Origin of the sequence: Herbaspirillum lusitanum (assembly GCF_046025995.1) — a bacterium.
In the GTDB taxonomy this organism is placed as follows: Bacteria; Pseudomonadota; Gammaproteobacteria; order Burkholderiales; family Burkholderiaceae_D; genus Herbaspirillum; species Herbaspirillum lusitanum_A.
Genome location: NZ_JAQQFM010000003.1, coordinates 411,347 through 430,194, shown reverse-complemented (window position 1 = coordinate 430,194; position 18,848 = coordinate 411,347). Strand labels below are relative to the sequence as shown.

17 protein-coding genes are annotated in these 18,848 nt (G+C 59.6%); 11 read left to right on the top strand and 6 right to left on the bottom strand.

What is annotated here, in order from left to right; genetic code table 11:
* Nucleotides 1-42: 42 nt before the first annotated feature.
* The gene (locus PQR62_RS07780) at nucleotides 43-1,194 is read right to left on the bottom strand and encodes a gamma-glutamyl-gamma-aminobutyrate hydrolase family protein (protein ID WP_408156501.1); all 1,152 of its coding nucleotides are present in this window, start codon (nucleotides 1,192-1,194) and stop codon (nucleotides 43-45) included.
* Between the two features lie 428 nt (nucleotides 1,195-1,622).
* On the opposite strand from PQR62_RS07780, the gene kefF reads away from it, so the two are divergent.
* Both kefF and kefC read left to right on the top strand, forming a co-directional pair.
* The gene (kefF, locus tag PQR62_RS07775) at nucleotides 1,623-2,195 is read left to right on the top strand and encodes a glutathione-regulated potassium-efflux system oxidoreductase KefF (RefSeq protein WP_408156500.1); all 573 of its coding nucleotides are present in this window, start codon (nucleotides 1,623-1,625) and stop codon (nucleotides 2,193-2,195) included.
* Nucleotides 2,196-2,270: 75 nt separating this feature from the next.
* Complete coding sequence (gene kefC / locus PQR62_RS07770) at nucleotides 2,271-4,073, top strand: glutathione-regulated potassium-efflux system protein KefC (RefSeq protein ID WP_408156498.1); 1,803 nt, start codon at nucleotides 2,271-2,273, stop codon at nucleotides 4,071-4,073.
* 116 nt (nucleotides 4,074-4,189) lie between these two features.
* On the opposite strand, the gene PQR62_RS07765 is transcribed toward kefC, so the two are convergent.
* The 5 genes from PQR62_RS07765 to PQR62_RS07745 form a co-directional block, all read right to left on the bottom strand.
* Nucleotides 4,190-5,686, bottom strand: a complete 1,497-nt coding sequence (locus tag PQR62_RS07765; protein ID WP_408156496.1) for a DegQ family serine endoprotease — start codon at nucleotides 5,684-5,686, stop codon at nucleotides 4,190-4,192.
* Between the two features lie 179 nt (nucleotides 5,687-5,865).
* Entirely contained in the window at nucleotides 5,866-7,185 is a 1,320-nt protein-coding gene (locus PQR62_RS07760; RefSeq protein WP_408156874.1) for an ATP-binding protein, read from the bottom strand.
* A gap of 27 nt (nucleotides 7,186-7,212) precedes the next feature.
* Nucleotides 7,213-7,875 carry a response regulator gene (locus PQR62_RS07755; RefSeq protein WP_408156494.1) on the bottom strand — a complete coding sequence of 221 codons (663 nt, stop codon included), beginning with the start codon at nucleotides 7,873-7,875 and terminating at the stop codon, nucleotides 7,213-7,215.
* 45 nt (nucleotides 7,876-7,920) lie between these two features.
* Nucleotides 7,921-8,115, bottom strand: a complete 195-nt coding sequence (locus tag PQR62_RS07750) for a DUF2905 domain-containing protein (RefSeq protein WP_408156492.1) — start codon at nucleotides 8,113-8,115, stop codon at nucleotides 7,921-7,923.
* A 91-nt stretch (nucleotides 8,116-8,206) separates the two neighbouring features.
* Complete coding sequence (locus PQR62_RS07745) at nucleotides 8,207-9,367, bottom strand: class I SAM-dependent methyltransferase (RefSeq protein WP_408156490.1); 1,161 nt, start codon at nucleotides 9,365-9,367, stop codon at nucleotides 8,207-8,209.
* A 22-nt stretch (nucleotides 9,368-9,389) separates the two neighbouring features.
* Between PQR62_RS07745 and PQR62_RS07740 the strand changes: the two genes are divergently transcribed.
* From PQR62_RS07740 to PQR62_RS07700, 9 genes are all read left to right on the top strand, one after another.
* On the top strand, nucleotides 9,390-10,199 hold the full coding sequence (locus PQR62_RS07740; RefSeq protein ID WP_408156488.1) for an SDR family oxidoreductase: 810 nt from the start codon (nucleotides 9,390-9,392) through the stop codon (nucleotides 10,197-10,199).
* 10 nt (nucleotides 10,200-10,209) lie between these two features.
* On the top strand, nucleotides 10,210-10,605 hold the full coding sequence (locus PQR62_RS07735; protein ID WP_408156486.1) for a dihydroneopterin aldolase: 396 nt from the start codon (nucleotides 10,210-10,212) through the stop codon (nucleotides 10,603-10,605).
* A gap of 99 nt (nucleotides 10,606-10,704) precedes the next feature.
* Nucleotides 10,705-11,742 carry a tRNA 2-thiocytidine(32) synthetase TtcA gene (gene ttcA / locus PQR62_RS07730; RefSeq protein ID WP_408156484.1) on the top strand — a complete coding sequence of 346 codons (1,038 nt, stop codon included), beginning with the start codon at nucleotides 10,705-10,707 and terminating at the stop codon, nucleotides 11,740-11,742.
* Nucleotides 11,743-12,216: 474 nt separating this feature from the next.
* On the top strand, nucleotides 12,217-13,296 hold the full coding sequence (gene rfbG, locus PQR62_RS07725) for a CDP-glucose 4,6-dehydratase (RefSeq protein WP_408156482.1): 1,080 nt from the start codon (nucleotides 12,217-12,219) through the stop codon (nucleotides 13,294-13,296).
* Nucleotides 13,297-13,330: 34 nt separating this feature from the next.
* Nucleotides 13,331-14,341, top strand: coding sequence for a UDP-glucose 4-epimerase GalE (gene galE, locus PQR62_RS07720; RefSeq protein WP_408156480.1), 1,011 nt, complete (start codon nucleotides 13,331-13,333; stop codon nucleotides 14,339-14,341).
* Between the two features lie 18 nt (nucleotides 14,342-14,359).
* Entirely contained in the window at nucleotides 14,360-15,436 is a 1,077-nt protein-coding gene (gene rfbB / locus PQR62_RS07715; RefSeq protein WP_408156478.1) for a dTDP-glucose 4,6-dehydratase, read from the top strand.
* Entirely contained in the window at nucleotides 15,433-16,347 is a 915-nt protein-coding gene (gene rfbA, locus PQR62_RS07710; protein ID WP_408156476.1) for a glucose-1-phosphate thymidylyltransferase RfbA, read from the top strand. The genes rfbB and rfbA overlap by 4 nt, the downstream gene beginning before the upstream one ends.
* A 24-nt stretch (nucleotides 16,348-16,371) precedes the next feature.
* The gene (gene rfbC, locus PQR62_RS07705; protein ID WP_408156474.1) at nucleotides 16,372-16,917 is read left to right on the top strand and encodes a dTDP-4-dehydrorhamnose 3,5-epimerase; all 546 of its coding nucleotides are present in this window, start codon (nucleotides 16,372-16,374) and stop codon (nucleotides 16,915-16,917) included.
* Nucleotides 16,918-17,330: 413 nt separating this feature from the next.
* Nucleotides 17,331-18,818: a B12-binding domain-containing radical SAM protein gene (locus tag PQR62_RS07700; RefSeq protein ID WP_408156472.1), complete on the top strand. Its 1,488-nt coding sequence runs from the start codon at nucleotides 17,331-17,333 to the stop codon at nucleotides 18,816-18,818.
* Nucleotides 18,819-18,848 lie beyond the last annotated feature (30 nt).

The following is an 18,848-nucleotide window of genomic DNA, read 5'->3' as shown; positions in this document are numbered from 1 at the left end:
TCAGCTCGGCTGCGCCGGCATGACTTGGCGCAACAAATCCGATCAGAAACGCGTTTCGCGCGCCGCGCGCAGGAAGCTGTCCAGAATCGGCGTGCAATCCAGCAATTCGGCGCCGCCGGCGCGGTGAAACTCAGGGTGCCACTGCAAACCCATCACGAACGGCGCCTTCTTGTAGCGGATCGCCTCGACGATGTTGTCGTTGCCGGACACCGCCTCGATCGAAAGATCGCGGCCCAGATCGCGCACCGCCTGGTGGTGAATCGAGTTGACCAGCGCATTCTCGGTCTTCACCAGCGACGGCAGACTGGAGCCCTGCGGAAAGCGCAAGGCGTGGTGATTGCTGTCGTACATGTCGTTGACGTGCGGAATCGCCTCCGGCACGTCGGTGGCGATGTCCTGATACAGGGTGCCGCCGAAGGCCACATTGATCAGCTGACAACCGCGGCAGATGCCCAGCACCGGCTTGCCGGCTTCGATGAATTCATGCAGCAGCTCCAGCTCGTACATATCGCGCACGCGGTCGCCGCTCCATTCCGGACGAGTCGCGTTCTGCGCATAGCTTTGCGGAGAGACATCAGCGCCGCCCTGCAGCACCAGGCCATCCAGATGCTTGGCGTAATCGCGCAGACGGATATTGCTGGGATGAACCAGACCATTGGTATTGACAGTCGGGATCATGAACACCAGCACATCGCGCGACATGACCCACTGCGCGATCGACTCTTCCAGATATTGCAGCGTCTTGCTGCGCAAGCCCTTGGAGCCGCTTTCCGGATGAAAGATACGCGCCGAGACGCCGATCTTGAGCGTGCGCTGCATCACGCGCCGGCCGGCCTTGTCCGACATCGCCCGGAAACGCGCGACCAGCAGACGCCAGGTCTGGGTCCAGGGCGCATCCATTTCATCATGGCGCTTGAACGGCGTCTGACCGATAGGCGGAGGAGCAGCTTCGGGCGGCTGCTGCGGGGCTTGAGCTGCTTGAGCTGCTTGAGCTGCTTGAGCTGCTTGAGGCGGAAGCGCAGCGGCTTGAGCGGCGGCTGGCATGCCAGCCGCAGATGCTTCTGCCGCCGCTACAGGAGTTGTTACCGGCGCGGCTGAAGGCGAAGGTGTCTCGGCCTGCGTCGAGGCATTGGACGGTTTGGCCGGTTGCGGCGAATTTTGCTGGCTGGCTTCTGAGTCTTGGATATCGGACATGGCTGCAATAATGAGTGAATATGAATAAACTGCGGCGGGTGTCAGCGCTCCGAGGCAGGCATCGCCTTAGAAAGATTGCCAGAGTATAAGCGTAATATTTCGCTTTTATTTGCTTTTACCACTGCGCAAGCACAGCAGGCTGCGCGGCTAATCTCTGGCGAAATTTCCTGAGCGATGTGGCGATACCGGCCGAGCGCCGTTTTTGCGGGCTTAAAACCATGATGTGTACGAATGCATTCACTTCAAGGTTTTTTGGCACTCCCCCTCTTTTCCTTTACGGAATTTTTCCTTGATTACCTTCAGACAAGGCCTGCATATTTCTTGTGGCTTGAAATAGTCCAGACAACAGACCGAGGTCGAGTGTTCCGACAAATTCGATTTTTTATTATTTACACCGTATTCGACCGCCAAATCACACCTTCCCACACATGAGCAAACCACGCATCCTCATCCTCTACGCCCACCCGGCCGCGCATCGTTCGCGCGCCAATCGCCTGATGATCGAGGCCGTCCAAGGACTCGATCATGTCCAGGTGCATGACTTGTACGAAAGCTATCCCGACTTCCATCTCGACGTCAGGCATGAGCAGCAACTGCTGAGCCAGAGCGATCTGATCGTGCTGCAGCATCCCATTCATTGGTACAGCATGCCGGCGCTGCAAAAGGAATGGCTGGACGTGGTGCTGCAACGCGGCTGGGCCTTCGGTCACGACGCGACTGCGCTGCGCGGCAAAAGCCTGTGGCTGGCGGCCAGCACCGGCGGCGATCATGCCGCCTATCAGACCTCCGGACGACACGGCCACAGTTTCGATGCCTTCCTGCCGCCCTATCAGCAAACGGCGCAACTGTGCGGCATGCGCTGGCTGGAGCCTCTGGTGATCTACGGCGCACATCAGGTCGGCGAAGCCGCGCTGGAAGAACATGCCCGCCGCTATCGCCGCCTGCTGGAAAGCTATCCCGACTGGCCCGCGGCAGATGCGCCGCAGCCGACAGCGGCATGATCCGCCTGCAGTTGCCACGCCGCCCTCCCGCTCATTTTTCAACCACAATCAGAATCTTCGCCAAAGCCCGCCACCATGGATGAACACTTACTCAAAGCGCTGGTATATCTGCTGGCCGCCGTCGCCGCCGTGCCGATCGCCAAACGTCTCGGCCTGGGCGCCGTGCTCGGCTATCTGCTGGCCGGCATCGTCATCGGCCCCTGGGGTCTGGGCCTGATCACCGAGGTCAATCACATCCTGGAATTTTCAGAGTTCGGCGTAGTGCTGTTGCTGTTCCTGATCGGGCTGGAACTTGACCCGAAACGCCTGTGGTCGCTGCGCCGCCCCATCTTCGGCTGGGGCAGCGCCCAGTTGGCGGCGGTCACCGCTGCGCTGCTGGCCGGCGCACTGGCCATCGGCGTGCCTTGGAAAGTCGCGCTGATCGCCGCGCTCGGCATGTCGCTCTCGTCCACCGCGATTGCACTGGCAACGCTGGGCGAGCGCAAGCTCACCGCCACGCCGGCCGGCTCGGCCGCCTTCGCCATTCTGCTGTTTCAGGATATCGCCGCGATCCCGATGATGGCGGCGGTGCCGCTGCTGGGGGTCGCCGCCATCGAAGGCAGCGGCCAAGGCTGGCTGCATGCGGGCAAGGTGGTGCTGGTGATCGCCTTGCTGATCTTCGGCGGTCGCGTGCTGATCCGCCCCATCCTGCGCGTGATCGCCAAGACCAATATGCGCGAGATCTTCACCGCATTTTCGCTGCTGCTGGTGATTGCCACCTGCCTGCTGATGCAGTGGGTCGGCATGTCGATGGCGCTGGGTACCTTTCTGGCCGGCGTGCTGCTGGCTGATTCCGAATATCGCCACGCGCTGGAAAGCGATATCGAACCGTTCAAGGGCCTGCTGCTCGGCCTGTTTTTTATCGCGGTCGGCATGTCGGTGGATTTCGGCGTGTTCCTCGCGCAACCCTGGCGCATCCTCGGCCTGGTCGCAGGCTTTCTGCTGATCAAGGTGGCGGTGATGTACGCGCTCGGCAAGTGCTTCAAGATTCCCAAACGCCAGCAATTGTTCTTTGCATTTCTGCTGTCGCAGGGCGGCGAGTTCGCCTTCATCGTATTCGGCGCGGCGGTCAGCGCCAAGGTGCTGACGCCTGAGGTATCGTCGGTGCTGGTGGTGGTCGTCGCGCTGTCGATGCTGGTCACGCCGCTGCTGCTTCTGTTGCACGACCGCTTGCTGATGCGCTGGATGAATCCGGGCAACCAGCGCCCCGACGATCACATGGAGCCGCAGGACAATCCGGTCATCATCGCCGGTTTCGGCCGTTTCGGCCAGATCGTCGGCCGTCTGCTTCACGCCAACGGCATCGGCATGACGGTGCTGGATCATGATCCCGACCAGATCGATCTGCTGCGCAAGTTCGGCTTCAAGGTGTTTTACGGCGACGCCACCCGCATCGATCTGCTGCGCACCGCCGGCGCCGACAAGGCGCGTCTGTTGCTGATCGCCATCGACGATGCCGACGCCAGCCTGCGCATGGCGGAAGACGTGAAGCAAGCCTTCCCGCATCTGAAGATCGCCGCCCGCGCACGCAACGTCACGCATTATTACGACCTGCTGGATCGCGGCGTCACCGTGCTGGAACGCGAGACTTTCGAAAGCGCGCTGCAGATGGGCCAGCAGGTGTTGAAGGAAATGGATTTCGGCGCCTATCAGGCACGTCAGGCGGCGATGAAATTCCGCGCGCACAATATCAAGACGCTGTATGAGCTGTATCCGCATTACAAGGATCAGCAGCAGATGGTCTCGATGGCGGTACAGGCGCGTGAAGAATTGCAGGCCATGTTTGCGCACGACAAGGAAGCCCTGGAGCAGGACAAGCGCCAGGCGCATTGGGACTGACAGCGTCCGGGCAGGCGCGGCAATAGAAATAGAAATAGAAAAGGGCCGAATGCATGACGCACCCGGCCCTCCCTTGCTGCGTGACGCCTTGAGGGCGCGTCAGGCCCGATTCGAAATCAATTCAGATACACCGGCACGAAGATCTTTTCATCGCCGCGCTCGACCAGCAGTGCGACGTTCTTGCCGGCCTCGCTGACCAGCTTACGCAACTGCGGCACGCTGGAAACAGTGGTGCCGTTGAGCGCCAGAATCACGTCGCCGCTCTGGATGCCGGCCACCGCTGCCGGGCCGCTGACATCTTCCACCAGCAGGCCGCTTTTGGTGCCCAGTTGCTGTTGCTCATCCTTCTGCAAGGGGCGCACCGCCAGCCCCAGACGACCTTGCTGCTCGGCCTTGTCCTTGGTTTTGTCATTCTTGGCGAGCTTCATCTCGCCTACCGTCACGTTCATGCTGCGCACCTTGCCGGCACGCATCACTTCGATCTTCTGCGTGCTGCCGGGAGCGGCATCGGCCACCAGGGTCGGCAGATCGACCGAGTGATCGATCGCGGAACCATTGAAGCTGAGGATCACGTCGCCGGCCTGCAGCCCGGCCTTCTCGGCGGGGCTGTCTTTTTCCACTGAACTGATCAGCGCGCCCTGCGATTTCTTCAGACCGAAGGATTCCGCCAGCGCCTGATTCAAGTCCTGTACCGACACGCCGAGCCGACCGCGCGTGACTTTGCCATGCTGCACCAGTTGCTGCTCGACCTTCATCGCCACATCGATGGGAATCGAGAACGACAAGCCCTGAAAGCCGCCGGTCTGGCTGTAGATCTGCGAGTTGATGCCGATCACCTGGCCTTGCAGATTGAACAGCGGGCCGCCCGAATTGCCCGGATTGACCGCAACGTCGGTCTGAATGAAGGGCACGTAATTGTCATCCGGCAGGCTGCGCGACTTGGCGCTGACGATGCCGGCGGTCGCGGTATTGTCGAAGCCGTAAGGCGAACCGATGGCCAGCACCGGCTCACCGACCTTCACCTGCGAGGGGTTGCCGATCTGTACGATAGGCAGGTCCTTGGCGTCAATGCGGATCACGGCGATATCGCTTTGCTTGTCCACGCCCAGCACCTTGGCCTTGAACTCGCGACGGTCGGTCAGCTTCACCGTAACTTCAGCCGCGCCATCCACCACGTGCGCATTGGTCAGGATCAGCCCGTCCGGCGAGATGATGAAGCCCGAACCCAAACCATGCATGATCTGCGGCGAACGCGGCATCTGCAGTTGCGGGCCGAAGCGCTTGAAGAATTGCGCGAACGGATCGTCCGAATCGCCGTCATCATCATTGCTGTTGTCAGCCACCCGCTGCGCCTTGCCGGTGACACTGATATTCACCACCGCCGGGCCGGCACGCTGCACGATGCCGGAGAAGTCGGTCGCTGCCGCCACCACCGGTCCGGCCGGTGCTGCCGGCGCCGGATTGGCGGCCACCAGCGGCGCACTCGCGGTATTGAACGCGGCCGCGTGCGCGGACGGCAGGTCGACGCCGCGAAAATAGACATAGCTGCCGCCCACGGCGGCGGCCAGCATCACGGCCAGAGTATTGCGAACGAAAATGACGCGACGATTCATGGTGCACTCCTCGGTAAAGAGAAATCAAGAGACATGCGGAGCAAAATGGAGCGAATTGCGCCTGCATGTCCAGCCGGCTTCTTCAGCCATTGGAGTGGACTGTATGCGTCGAAAATTAAGGGAAACTTAAGAGAAAAAAATCCTGCAATCTTTTCTGAAAGGCGCCGCGTTTTTTGCGACTAGCTGCGCTTGAAAATCACCTGTGCCTGCAAACCCTGCCCGGTATTTTTGAGCTGCACCTCGATGCCGTGCAGATCGGCAATCTGGCGCACGATGGCCAATCCCAATCCGCTGCCGAAGGCGGTCTGCCCGGACAGATCGGCACGCTGCTGCGCCCGATAGAAACGGTCGAACACGCGCGGCAAGTCGGCCTCGGGAATGCCGGGACCGCTGTCCTGTATCGTCACCACCGGCGCGCCGCGTTCATCACGCTGCATGGAGACATCCACCACGCCGCCGGCCGGCGTGTAGCGCAAGGCATTGTCCAGCAAGTTGTTGAACAGAATGCGCAAGGCATCGGCATTGCCGTCGACCGCCAGCGCCGCCGGCACATCTTCCGCCACGCCGAGATCGATACCGCGATGATCGGCCACCGACGACAGACCCGCCACCGCCTCGCGCAGCAGGGCCGGCAATTCCACCGCAGCGTTGTGCATCAGGTCGGGTTCCTGGCGCGCCAGCGTCAGCAACTGATGCACCAGATGGGTGGCGCGTTCAATGCCGTGCTTGAGATCGGCAAAAGCCGCCTTGCGTTCTGCTTCGTCCTCCGCGCGCTCCGCCAGTTGCGCCTGCAGGCGCAAGGCGGTCAGGGGAGTGCGCAGCTCATGCGCGGCGTCGGCGACGAAGGCGCGCTGGGTTTCGGTGGCGTGCTTGAGACGCGCCAGCAAATCATTGAGCGCATGCGTCAACGGTTGAATTTCCTGCGGCAGGCCGACGTCGGCAATCGGCGTGAGCGTATTCATGTCGCGCGCCTGCACTTCCTTTGCAGCACGTCGCACCGGCGCCAGTCCGCGCCCCACCGCCACCCAGGCCAGAATGCCGATCAGCGGAAACAGCAGGAACAGCGGGGTCATGGTCTTGATCGCCATTTGCGCGGCGATCTCTTGCCGCGCGCTTTGCGGCTGCGCCACCTGCACCACGGTATTGCCGATCTGCGCGCTGTAGACGCGCCACAGCCCGTTCGGGCCGGGGACGTCGGCGAAGCCCAGCTCCGCCTGTTGCGGCATGGCGCTGCGCGCATGCGAGTGATAGATCACGGTGCCGGTGCGGTCCCAGATCTGCATCATGATTTCATCATCGAGTCCGGGGAAATCCTGGCCCGGCGTGATCGGCGAAAAGGCCTGGCGCGGCAGTGACGCGGCGATCTGGCGCATCTGGTAATCGAAGATTTCATTGGCTTCGCCGCGTGCCTGATAGTAGAGCGCAGTGCCGGCCAGCATGATGCTGCCGAACAGGCCCAGGCCCAGCCACAGCAGCAATTTATTGCGGATCGAATTCATGAAGGAAACACTCATCTGCTCTGTCTCTCAATCACCGGCCGGCACCAGATAACCGACGCCGCGCACATTCTTGATGAAGTCGCTGCCCAGTTTCTTGCGCAGGGCGTGGATGTGCACTTCGACGGCGTTGCTCTCCACGCCGTCGTTCCAGCCGTAGAGTTTTTCTTCCAGCTGCGCACGCGAAAGAATCACGCCGGGACGATCCGCCAGCGCGCGCAGCAGCGCAAATTCACGCGCCGACAAGGCGACCGGCTGACCTTGCAGAAACACTTCGTGCGTCGCCGGATTGAAGGTGACGTCGCGCACCTGAATCAGACTATCGGCGCGGCCGGCATGACGGCGCAGCAAGGCGCGCATGCGGGCCGACAATTCTTCCAGATCGAAAGGCTTGATCAGATAGTCGTCAGCACCGGCATCTAGCCCGGCGACACGGTCAGCCACCGCGTCGCGCGCGGTGGTGATCAGCACCGGAATCGCATTGCCGGATTGACGCAGCGACTTCAGCACGCTCAGACCATCCTTTTGCGGCAGGCCCAGATCAAGCAGCAGCATGGCGTAGTCTTCCTGACGCAAGGCCAGCTCGGCGGCCTTGCCGTCCTGCAGCCAGTCGACCGCGAAGCCGTCCTGGCGCAAGCCCTTGCGCACCGCCTCGCCCACCATCGCATCGTCTTCCACCAGCAACACGCGCATGCTTGCTCCGTCGACATTGAGTCGGATTTGTTTACGTCTGAATACTTAAAGAATTTTCGCCAGCAGAAACACCACCGTCGACAGCAGGATGGTGGAGGCAAACGGCAATGAATAAATGCGTCCGAACAGCTTGAAGCGCAGATCGCCGGGCAAGCGACCGATGCCGAGTTTTTCCAGCCACGGCAGCAGCGACGAGAACACGATCACCGCCACGAAAATCACCAGTACCCAACGTATCATTTAAGGCCTCTGCGGGATGCTGCGTGCGTTGTGGAGTCCGGCTTCATAGGCTTCTCGGGTGAGGAAATCAGGTGTGGATCGGTCGCCGCTTTTACAAGCGATGCGTACGGTCGTGTTGCAGCATGCGTCGGGGCCACTCCACCTTCTTGCCCAGCGCCAGGACCTTGAACAGCTCGCCCATTTCAGCCGGCGAAATCAGTTTCTGTACGGCATTGGTTTGCGGCAGATAAGCGGCAGCCTGCTCGGGCGAGGTCCGCAGCAGCAGTTCCCCGATTCCGGCATTGAGCAGAAACGCGCCCTGGCTCATGTAGCCCAGCACATCCAGTCCGCGTTCGGCGGCGCTCACCGCAGTCGCCGTGAAATCGACATGCGCCGTGATGTCTTGCAGACCCGGCAAATAAAACGGATCGGGATGCGCATGATGGCGGTAATGGCACATCAGCGTACCCTGCGCGCGTTGCGGTAAATAATATTCGGAGGCCGGAAAGCCGTAGTCGATCAACAACGCGGCGGCGGCCTCGCCTTCCAGCATCATGTCCGACAGCGAGCGCATGAAGGCCAGCGCGACCGGATTGACCTCGGTCAGATAACCGGCCGGCAGGCTCTCGGACTCTGGGATCAGCGCCGACAAGGCAGCATCGGCGGGCCGGTCCTCAAACCGGAAAGCGCGCGCGGCGTCGAGCGCCACGCCGCGCTCCAGCCAGCCGCCGGCTTCGCTTTTCAGCAGCAAATTGACCGGCATCGCATCCAGCACTTCGTTGCCGATCACGATCCCGGAAAACGCTTCCGGCAGGATGTCCAGCCACTCCACCTGCGGGAAATCGCGCAGCGCCTCCTGTTGTCGAGCGCGCAATTGCCCGGATATTTCCACGATGAAATATTTCTCAGGCGCCCGCCCTTGCTGCCCCAGTTCGCTCAGGATGTCGTGCGCCAGTTTGCCGGTGCCGGCGCCGAATTCCATGAACAACGAGGGCAAAGCCGGGTTCGATTCGATCAGTTCTGTCGCCAAATGCGCCAAAGTCGCGCCAAATAGCGGCGAAATTTCCGGCGCGGTTGTAAAATCTCCCTCTTTGCCCAATTTTGCGGCGCCGCCACTGTAGTAGCCCACTTGCGGCGCGTACAACGCCAGCTCCATGTAACGTGCAAACGGAATCCAGCCGCCGTGGCGAACGATATCGCCGGCGATCAGTTGCTGGAGGGAGAGCGAGGCTGCCAGTGCGTCGGCAGCAGGTTCAGGTAGTTGCAATTGCATGGGCCATATTGTATTTGAATCTATGACACCAGAGTTTCCCTCCTCCACGCCGGCTGACGCCGCAGCGCGCCAGACCCATCCCCGTCCGGTTGCGCTGGTGACCGGCGCCGGCAAGCGCATCGGCCGCAGCATCGCGCTGGCGCTGGCCGGCAAGGGCTGGGACGTGGCCGTACATTACAACCGTTCACGTGCAGAAGCGCTGGGAGTGGTGGCGGAAATCGAGGCGCTCGGCCGCCGCGCAGTAGCGCTGCAATGCGAGCTGGGCGACGAAAATGCGGTGCGCGGCTTGCTGGCGCGCGCCGGCGAACTGGGCGCAGTCGGCTGTGTGGTCAACAGCGCATCGTTGTTCGACTACGACGACGCCGCCAGCTTCAGCGGCGCCCGCCTGCAGCAACACATGAGCGCCAATGTCGCCGCGCCGCTGCTGCTGGCGCAGGCGCTGCATGCGGCGACGCCGGCCGGCAGCCAGTCGGTGGTGATCAATCTGCTGGATCAGAAGCTGTACAATCCGAACCCGGATTATCTGTCCTATACGCTGTCCAAGGCTGCGCTGCACAGTGCAACCACGCTGCTGGCGCAAGCGCTGGCACCGACCGTACGGGTGGTGGGCGTGGCGCCCGGCATCACCATGCTGTCCGGCGATCAGACCGACAGCCAGTTCGAACAAGCCCATCGCGTCACGCCGCTGGGCAAAAGCAGCACCCCGCAGGATATTGCGGACGCCGTGTGTTTCGTGGCGACCGCGTCGGCCATGACCGGCACCACCTTGCTGGTCGATGGCGGCCAGCATTTGCTCCCCTTGTCGCGCGATGTCATGTTCATCGCCAAATAAATTGAATACCATGCTTGCTCTTTCCCACCCTGATTTACAAGACTGCCGCCGGCTGTTCCTGCGCAACTACGAAGTGCTGATCAATATCGGCGTGCACGAATTCGAGAAGAAGGGCGAGCAGCGCATCCTGATCAATGTCGACCTGTTCATTCCTCTGGCGCTGTCGACGCCCAAGGACGATCTGCTGGACGAAGTGGTGGACTACGATTTCATCCGCTCCACCATTGCCCGCCGCATGGCGCAAGGCCATATTCATCTGCAGGAAACCTTGTGCGACGACGTGGTCAAGGCGATGCTGGCGCATCCGAAAGTGCGCGCGGTGCGCGTCTCCACCGAGAAGCCGGACGTGTATCCGGATTGCGATTCGGTCGGCGTTGAAGTGTTTCGCGTGAAGAGCGCGGAGTGAAGCCGAGGGCGAGGCGCCGATTGATGCACATCGCGTCGCTCGCCTTGAAAGAATGTTCCAAACCCGCGCCACGGCGCACCGTTTCATCAAGGTTGTCCCATGAACGATAGACTGCAAGAGGTTTCCCTGACGACACTGAGCAGCGAGACCGAATTCGCTGAGGTTTCGACTCCGGCCGCTGCCGAAGCGCCGCCGGCAACAGCTGCACCCGCAGCAGCCGGCAGCTTCAAGCAGGCTGAGAAGCTGGCCCACGAAAACAACAAGCTGCACAAGCGCCTGTGCCGCCTGACCGGCCAGGCCATCGGCGACTACAACATGATCGAAGACGGCGACAAGGTGATGGTGTGCCTGTCGGGCGGCAAGGACAGCTACGCGCTGCTGGATATTCTGCTGACGCTGCGCGAACGCGCGCCTATCAACTTCGACATCATCGCGGTCAACCTCGATCAGAAGCAGCCGAATTTTCCGGCACACGTGCTGCCGGAATATCTGACCCGTCTCGGCGTGCCCTTCCATATCGAGAATCAGGATACCTATAGCATCGTCACGCGCGTGGTCCCGGAAGGCAAAACCACCTGTGCGCTGTGCTCGCGTCTGCGGCGCGGCATTCTGTATCGCGTGGCGACCGAACTGGGTGCGACCAAGGTAGCGCTGGGCCACCACCGCGACGATATTCTGGAGACCTTCTTCCTGAACATGTTCTTCGGCGGGAAGCTGAAGGGCATGCCGCCCAAGCTGCAGTCCGACGATGGCAAACAGATCGTGATCCGTCCGCTGGCCTATGTGAAGGAGGCCGACCTGACACGCTATGCCGAGGTCAAGCAATTCCCCATCATTCCCTGCGACCTGTGCGGCAGCCAGGAAAATCTGCAGCGCAAGCAGATCAAGGGCCTGATGCGCGAATGGGAAAAGAAATTTCCGGGCCGCGTGGATAACATTTTCTCGGCGCTCTCGACCGTCGTTCCTTCGCATCTGATGGATCGTGACCTGTTCGATTTTGCCGGTCTGAAGGCGACCGGCGAAGCCGATGCGAATGGCGATATCGCCTTCGATGAAGAACCCTGCGCAACCGGCACCAGTGGTAATACCAATTCATTGGGAGCATCACAGATCATCTCGCTGTTTCCCAGCGAATAGCAGCAGAATCCTGAGCGGCAGAGCCGCTCAGGCAGGCACAAAACCGGCCTGAAAGTCTTATATTTCAATGCCTTGCGCCGCTCGCAGCGAGCGCGCCATCGCAGCCCCTCCCTCCGGCACTCAACCAGCGCCCGATACTTCCGATCCGGCGTATGAGTCCCCCACACGGCCTGCACCCGTAAAGATTGGTTGCCGGGAAATATATTTGTGTGGATTAGGTGCCAAATACCCTCCTGATCGTCGATTGAACGGCAAATTGCCCATGTTCTAATTTCATCGTCCTGAAGATCACGGCAAAACCCGCATCTTCGGCATAAGAAACAATCATAAAACATGAAAGTCGTGCCCCCGGCAGGGGAACGTGGCCTGAGCTAGATAGATTTTTATTGGTAGAGCATCTGCTACCAGCCTGCATTCAGCACCAACGCCTCTGCACCTACTCGACTGTTTGTACTACATGTATGAGGCGGCTTGATGTCATCTAATTTCTGGCGAGATAAACGAGTATTCATTACCGGCCATACCGGCTTCAAAGGAAGCTGGCTGACCCTGTGGCTGCACCGCATGGGCGCCAAAGTAAGCGGCTACTCCTTACCCGCACCGACCAGCCCCAGCCTGTTCCACCTGGCGCGCCTGCAGAATTGCGTGCAAACCACCACCGGCGACGTACGCGATCTCAAACACCTGAGCGATACGCTGGCTGCCGTGCAGCCGGAAATAGTGTTCCACCTGGCGGCACAGCCGCTGGTGCGCGAAGCCTATTCCACCCCGATCGACACCTTCGCCACCAACGTGATGGGTACTGCCCACCTGCTGGAAGCCGCACGCAATGTACCTAGCGTGCGCTCCGTGATCGTGGTGACCAGCGACAAATGCTATGAGAACCGCGAATGGCTATGGGGCTACCGTGAGGACGACCCGATGGGCGGTCACGATCCTTACAGCAGCAGCAAGGGCGCGGCGGAACTGGTGACCTCGGCTTATCGCCGCTCCTACTTCGCCAAGGATCCCGAAGGCCAAACCGGGATTGCCACCGTACGCGCCGGCAATGTGATCGGCGGCGGCGACTTCGCCGGCGATCGCCTGATTCCGGATTTCGTGCGCGCGCTGGAAAAGGAAGAGCCGGTCAGCATCCGCAATCCGCATGCCGTTCGCCCCTGGCAATTTGTGCTGGAGCCCTTGTCGGGCTATCTGCTGGTAGCGCAACGCCTGTACGAAACCGGCCAGCCCTATGCCGAAGGATGGAATTTCGGCCCGGCCGATACCGACCTGCAGACCGTCAGCCAACTGTGCGCGACCTTCAACCATTCGCTACAGAAAAATGATGTGAAGCCGGTAGAAGTCTTGCTTGAAGAGCAAGCCAATGCGCCGCATGAAGCGGCCTTCCTGCGACTCGACATCTCCAAGGCGCGTCAGCGCCTGGACTGGATTCCGAAGATGGAGCTGTATACCGCGCTGGAGCTGACCGCCCAGTGGTATAGCGGCTATCTGAACAATGAAGACCTGCGCACCCTCAGCGAAAATCAGATCGAGTTCTACCAGAGTCTGACATAATTCCGAAAGTCTTCTTTCGGGGGTGAAATCCAGCATGAACATTCTTGTTACAGGCGGCGCCGGCTATATCGGCTCCCACACATGCGTCGAATTGCTTAACGCCGGCCATCGGGTGGTGGTATTCGACAATTTCTGCAATAGCCATCCCGAATCGCTCAAACGCGTCGCCACCATTACCGGCAAATCCGTCGATCTGGTGGAAGGCGACATCCGCAACGGTCATCAAATCGAACAAGCCCTGCGCGACTTCAAATGCGAAGCCGTGATTCACTTTGCCGGCCTGAAAGCCGTCGGCGAATCGGTACAACTGCCGCTGAAGTACTACGACAACAATGTGGTCGGTACGGTGCGCCTGCTGGAAGCCATGCAGGCCACCGGCGTAAAGACGCTGGTATTCAGTTCCTCGGCCACGGTCTACGGCGATCCGCAATATCTGCCGCTCAATGAAGAACATCCGCTGTCGGCCAGCAATGCCTACGGCCGCAGCAAGATCATGATCGAAGACATGCTGCGCGATCTGTTCCGCGCCCAGCCCGACTGGAAGATCAGCCTGCTGCGCTACTTCAATCCGGTCGGCGCGCATGCCAGCGGCCTGATCGGCGAAGATCCGGATGGCATCCCCAACAATCTGATGCCCTTCGTCGCCCAGGTGGCGGTCGGCAAGCGCGACCAGCTCAATATCTGGGGCGGCGATTATGCAACTCCGGACGGCACCGGTGTGCGCGACTTCATCCACGTGGTCGACCTGGCCCACGGCCATCTCAAGGCGCTGGAACAAATGCAGCAGGCCCAGTGCCTGGCCGTCAATCTCGGCACCGGCATCGGCTATAGCGTGCTGGACGTCGTCAAGGCCTACGAAAAAGCATCCGGCAAACCGGTTCCTTACGTCATCGCAGCACGCCGGCCTGGCGACATCGCCTCGTGCTACGCCGAGCCTGCGCTGGCGGCATCGCGCCTGAACTGGACCGCGAAGCTGGGACTGGACGACATGTGCGCCGACTCCTGGCGCTGGCAAAGCCAGAATCCGAACGGATTCAAAGCATAAGCACTCCAGAGGAACGCGATGTTATTTGTTACCGGCGGCGCCGGCTTCATCGGCAGCAATTTCATCCTTGATTATTTGTCCGCCTCGGACGGTCAGGATGACGCCATCCTCAATATCGACAAGCTCACCTATGCCGGCAATCCCTACAATCTGGCCGGGCTTGCCAAAGATTCTCGCTACATCTTCAGCCAGACCGATATCGGCGATCAGACGGCGATCACTCAACTGTTTCAACAATACCGACCGCGCGCCATCATTAACTTCGCGGCCGAGAGCCACGTCGACCGCTCCATACACAGCCCAGACGAATTCATCCGCACCAATGTCAACGGCACCTTCAATCTGCTTGAAGTCGCGCGCCGCTACCGGGCAGAATTAGCTGCAGACGAACAAGCTGCTTTCCGCTTCCTGCATGTGTCAACCGACGAAGTCTACGGCACGCTGGGCCCCGATGATGCGCCGTTCAGCGAGACCAGGCCATACGCGCCCAACAGCCCCTACTCCGCGTCCAAAGCAGCGTCGGATCATCTGGTGCGCGCCTATCACCACACCTACGGCCTGCCGACGCTGACCACCAATTGCTCCAACAACTACGGGCCGTTCCACTTCCCCGAAAAACTGATCCCGCTGGTGATTACCAATGCGCTGGACGACAAACCGCTGCCGATCTACGGCGACGGCATGCAGATCCGCGACTGGCTGTTCGTCAGCGATCACTGCACCGCCATCCGCAAGGTGCTGGCCGACGGCAAGCCGGGGGAAACCTACAACATCGGCGGCTGGAACGAGAAGGCCAATATCGACGTGGTCAATACTTTATGCGACATGCTCGATCAGCTTTCACCCAAAGCAACAGGCAGCTACCGCGATCAGATCACTTTCATCAAGGACAGACCCGGCCATGACCGCCGCTATGCCATCGATGCCGGCAAGATCCAGCGCGAACTCGGCTGGCGGCCGGCAGAAACTTTTGAAAGCGGCATCCGCAAAACCGTCGAATGGTATTTGCGCCACCCAACCTGGGTCGCCAATGTGCGCTCCGGCGCTTATCTGAATTGGATGGAACGACAATACGGTGCCGGGAGCTCCACATGAGCTACACAGAAATCCAGACCGCAAGTTCATCTGCGCGCAAAGGCATCATCCTGGCCGGCGGCTCCGGCACCCGGCTATATCCGGCGACTACCGTCATCAGCAAACAATTGATGCCGGTGTACGACAAACCGATGGTGTATTACCCGCTGAGCAGCCTGATGCTGTCCGGCATACGCGATATCCTGGTCATCTCTACCCCCCAAGACACGCCGCGCTTTGCCGAACTGCTGGGTGACGGCCACCAGTGGGGGCTTAACCTGAGTTACGCAGTACAGACCGCGCCTGAGGGGCTGGCCCAGGCTTTCATCATTGGTCGAGAATTCATCGGTAACGCCTCCTCGGCACTTATTCTGGGCGACAACATTTTCCACGGTCGCGAGCTGGAACCGCAATTGCGTGCGGCCGATGCGCGATCCAGCGGCGCCACTATATTTGCCTATCACGTCAATGATCCTGAGCGGTATGGCGTGGTCGAATTCGACAAGCAAAGAAACGCCATTGATATTGTTGAGAAGCCGCTGCAGCCGAAATCCAATTTCGCAGTGACAGGGCTTTATTTCTATGACAATCAGGTATGCGACATCGCCGCAGACATCAAACCCTCCGCACGCGGAGAGCTGGAAATCACCGATGTCAACCGCACCTATCTGGAACGCAAGCAACTTCAGGTTGAAGTCATGGGACGCGGCATTGCATGGCTGGACACCGGCACGCATGAATCGCTGCTGGAAGCAGGGCAGTTCATTTCCATCATCGAAAAGCGGCAAGGTCTGAAGGTCGCCTGCCCGGAAGAAATCGCATTCCGTCGCGGCTATATCAATGCGGAACAGCTGGAGAAACTCGCAGCGCCATTGAAAAAAAATGCCTATGGCAAGTACCTTTTGCAACTCCTGAGCGACATGAGTTATTGAAGCGACGAACCACGGAATCCACACATGCAGACAAAGCCGATATCTCTACCCGAAATCGTCATCATCGAACCTCAGGTGTTCGGCGACGAACGCGGTTTCTTCTACGAAAGCTTCAATGCGAAGAAATTCGCCGAAGCGACCGGCGTGCACACGAATTTCGTTCAGGACAATCACTCGCGCTCCAGCAAGAATGTGCTGCGCGGCCTGCATTATCAGATTCAGCATCCGCAAGGCAAGCTGGTGCGCGTAACGTATGGCGAAGTACTGGATGTCACCGTGGATATCCGTCGCAGCTCACCAAATTTCGGTCGCTGGAGCAGCGTACGCTTGTCGGGTGAGAACAAGCGTCAGCTATGGATACCGGCTGGCTTCGCACATGGCTTTGTGGTTTTGAGTGAGCATGCTGAGTTTCTCTATAAAACTACCGACTACTGGATGCCTGAACACGAACGCTGCATTCTCTGGAACGATCCCGCTTTGGGCATCAACTGGGAGTCGGATGGCGAAGTGACCGTTTCCGCCAAAGATCGCCTGGGTCGTTCGCTCGCTGATGCAGAGGTTTTCGCGTGAAAATCTTGCTGACGGAGAAAGTGGCAAGCCGGGCCGATGGCATCCCGGCATAAGCAATTCCACCCCGTCTCCATTAGCGCATCTCCGAAAAAGAACGCCTGGACAAAAAAGTTGCCTGAATGGCAATTCGCAAAAGTGGCAATGGCGGACTTTCACGGACCTTCACGGACTTCATGGCTCCGTAGTGCAGTCGCACCCCACCCCACGTTTTCGGAAGATAGGCCCGAAATCCCCCGGTAATCAAGCCATTTAATTTCTACAATCCTCGTAGACTCCTCAGCATTGCAGGCAGTGCGGCGACCATCCGCTCAGCCATATAACAAGCGCTTCGCCCACAGCGGCTGGTGACTGTTCTTTCGTCTGAAACGAAGAGACTGATCGCAGTGAAGTGGGCTATTGAGGAGTTACCCAGCGTGTCAGAACCAAAAAACGTCGATGTAGTGCTAGTCAATCCTGGCAGCCGGCAGGCTGTGTATCAGGAGTTGGGCAATGAGTTTTCCGCGATCGAACCGCCGTCACTGGCGGGACTGATCGCGACCTATCTGCAGCGCAAGGGGCTATCGGTCGCCATCGTCGATGCTCCCGCCAACAATCTCAGTCCGCGTGGCGCTGCCGAGCTCATCAATGCGCAATACATCAGCAAATTGATTGTCATGGTCGTGTATGGCTTTCAACCATCGGCGTCCACCCAGAACATGCCCGCCGCCGGGGAGACCTGCACGGCGCTCAAAGAACTCATCCCCGGCTGCAAGATCATGATGACCGGCACGCATCCGGCCGCACTGCCGGAACGCACTTTGCGTGAAGAGAGTATCGATTTCGTCTGCGATCGAGAGGGGCCGGAGACCATTCTCGGCGTCACTCAGGCGCTCAAGGCCGGCACCACCTCATTCACAGGCATCCCCAGTCTTTGGTACAAAGTGGGCGGCGTGATCATGTCCAATCCGTCCGGAGAGCTGATGGACAATCTGGACGAAGAAATGCCAAGCGTGGCCTGGGACTTGCTGCCCATGGACAAATATCGTGCGCACAACTGGCATTGCTTCGATCACATCTTCGACCGTCAGCCGTATGTATCGATGCATACCAGCCTGGGCTGCCCCTACAAATGCTCGTTCTGCTGCATCAACGCGCCGTTCGGCAAACCTTCGTACAGAATGTGGTCGCCGGATACCGTGATCAAGGAAATCGACATTCTGGTGACCAAGTACGGCGTCAAAAATATCAAATTCGTCGATGAAATGTTCGTGCTCAACCCTAGCCACGTGCTGGGCATCTGCGACCATATCATCGAGCGCGGCTATGACCTGAACATCTGGGCCTACGCGCGGGTTGATACCGTCAAGGACAGCTTTCTGGAAAAACTGCATAAAGCCGGTTTCCGCTGGCTTGCGCTGGGTATTGAGTCAGGCAGCAAAATGGTGCGCGACGGCGTCGAGAAAGGCCGTTTCGGCTCTATCGATATCATCAAGACCGTACGAAAAATTCAGGACGCCGGCATCAACGTGATCGGTAATTACATCTTCGGCTTGCCCGACGATACCCACGAATCCATGCAGGAAACGCTGGAACTGGCACTGGAAGCCAACTGCGAGTTCGCCAATTTCTATTGCGCAATGGCGTATCCCGGCTCCAAGCTCTACAACATGGCGCTGGAGAAGCAATGGCCGTTGCCGGAAACCTGGATCGGCTATTCCCAGCACAGCTATGAATGTCTGCCTCTCAGAACAGAAACATTGAGCGCTGCGGAAGTATTGAAATTCCGCGACGAAGCATTCAACCGTTACTTCTCGGATCCTGGCTATCTGAGCCTGGTGGAGAAAAAATTCGGCAAGGATGTGGTCAGCCATCTGCATGACATGACAAAAATAAAACTGAAACGAAAGATTCTCGGCGACTGAGCCATGTCCGCGGCTCACCACGAGCAATGG

What these genes read in the sequence shown, in the direction of transcription:
- ttcA (WP_408156484.1), top strand. Translation starts at nt 10,705, where the DNA reads ATGAACGATAGACTGCAAGAGGTTTCCCTGACGACACTGAGCAGCGAG.
- PQR62_RS07740 (WP_408156488.1), top strand. Translation starts at nt 9,390, where the DNA reads ATGACACCAGAGTTTCCCTCCTCCACGCCGGCTGACGCCGCAGCGCGC.
- PQR62_RS07745 (WP_408156490.1), bottom strand. Translation starts at nt 9,367, where the DNA reads ATGCAATTGCAACTACCTGAACCTGCTGCCGACGCACTGGCAGCCTCG.
- PQR62_RS07760 (WP_408156874.1), bottom strand. Translation starts at nt 7,185, where the DNA reads ATGAATTCGATCCGCAATAAATTGCTGCTGTGGCTGGGCCTGGGCCTG.
- PQR62_RS07755 (WP_408156494.1), bottom strand. Translation starts at nt 7,875, where the DNA reads ATGCGCGTGTTGCTGGTGGAAGACGATGCGATGGTGGGCGAGGCGGTG.
- kefC (WP_408156498.1), top strand. Translation starts at nt 2,271, where the DNA reads ATGGATGAACACTTACTCAAAGCGCTGGTATATCTGCTGGCCGCCGTC.
- rfbG (WP_408156482.1), top strand. Translation starts at nt 12,217, where the DNA reads ATGTCATCTAATTTCTGGCGAGATAAACGAGTATTCATTACCGGCCAT.
- kefF (WP_408156500.1), top strand. Translation starts at nt 1,623, where the DNA reads ATGAGCAAACCACGCATCCTCATCCTCTACGCCCACCCGGCCGCGCAT.
- galE (WP_408156480.1), top strand. Translation starts at nt 13,331, where the DNA reads ATGAACATTCTTGTTACAGGCGGCGCCGGCTATATCGGCTCCCACACA.
- PQR62_RS07780 (WP_408156501.1), bottom strand. Translation starts at nt 1,194, where the DNA reads ATGTCCGATATCCAAGACTCAGAAGCCAGCCAGCAAAATTCGCCGCAA.
- PQR62_RS07750 (WP_408156492.1), bottom strand. Translation starts at nt 8,115, where the DNA reads ATGATACGTTGGGTACTGGTGATTTTCGTGGCGGTGATCGTGTTCTCG.
- rfbC (WP_408156474.1), top strand. Translation starts at nt 16,372, where the DNA reads ATGCAGACAAAGCCGATATCTCTACCCGAAATCGTCATCATCGAACCT.
- PQR62_RS07765 (WP_408156496.1), bottom strand. Translation starts at nt 5,686, where the DNA reads ATGAATCGTCGCGTCATTTTCGTTCGCAATACTCTGGCCGTGATGCTG.
- rfbB (WP_408156478.1), top strand. Translation starts at nt 14,360, where the DNA reads ATGTTATTTGTTACCGGCGGCGCCGGCTTCATCGGCAGCAATTTCATC.
- PQR62_RS07735 (WP_408156486.1), top strand. Translation starts at nt 10,210, where the DNA reads ATGCTTGCTCTTTCCCACCCTGATTTACAAGACTGCCGCCGGCTGTTC.
- rfbA (WP_408156476.1), top strand. Translation starts at nt 15,433, where the DNA reads ATGAGCTACACAGAAATCCAGACCGCAAGTTCATCTGCGCGCAAAGGC.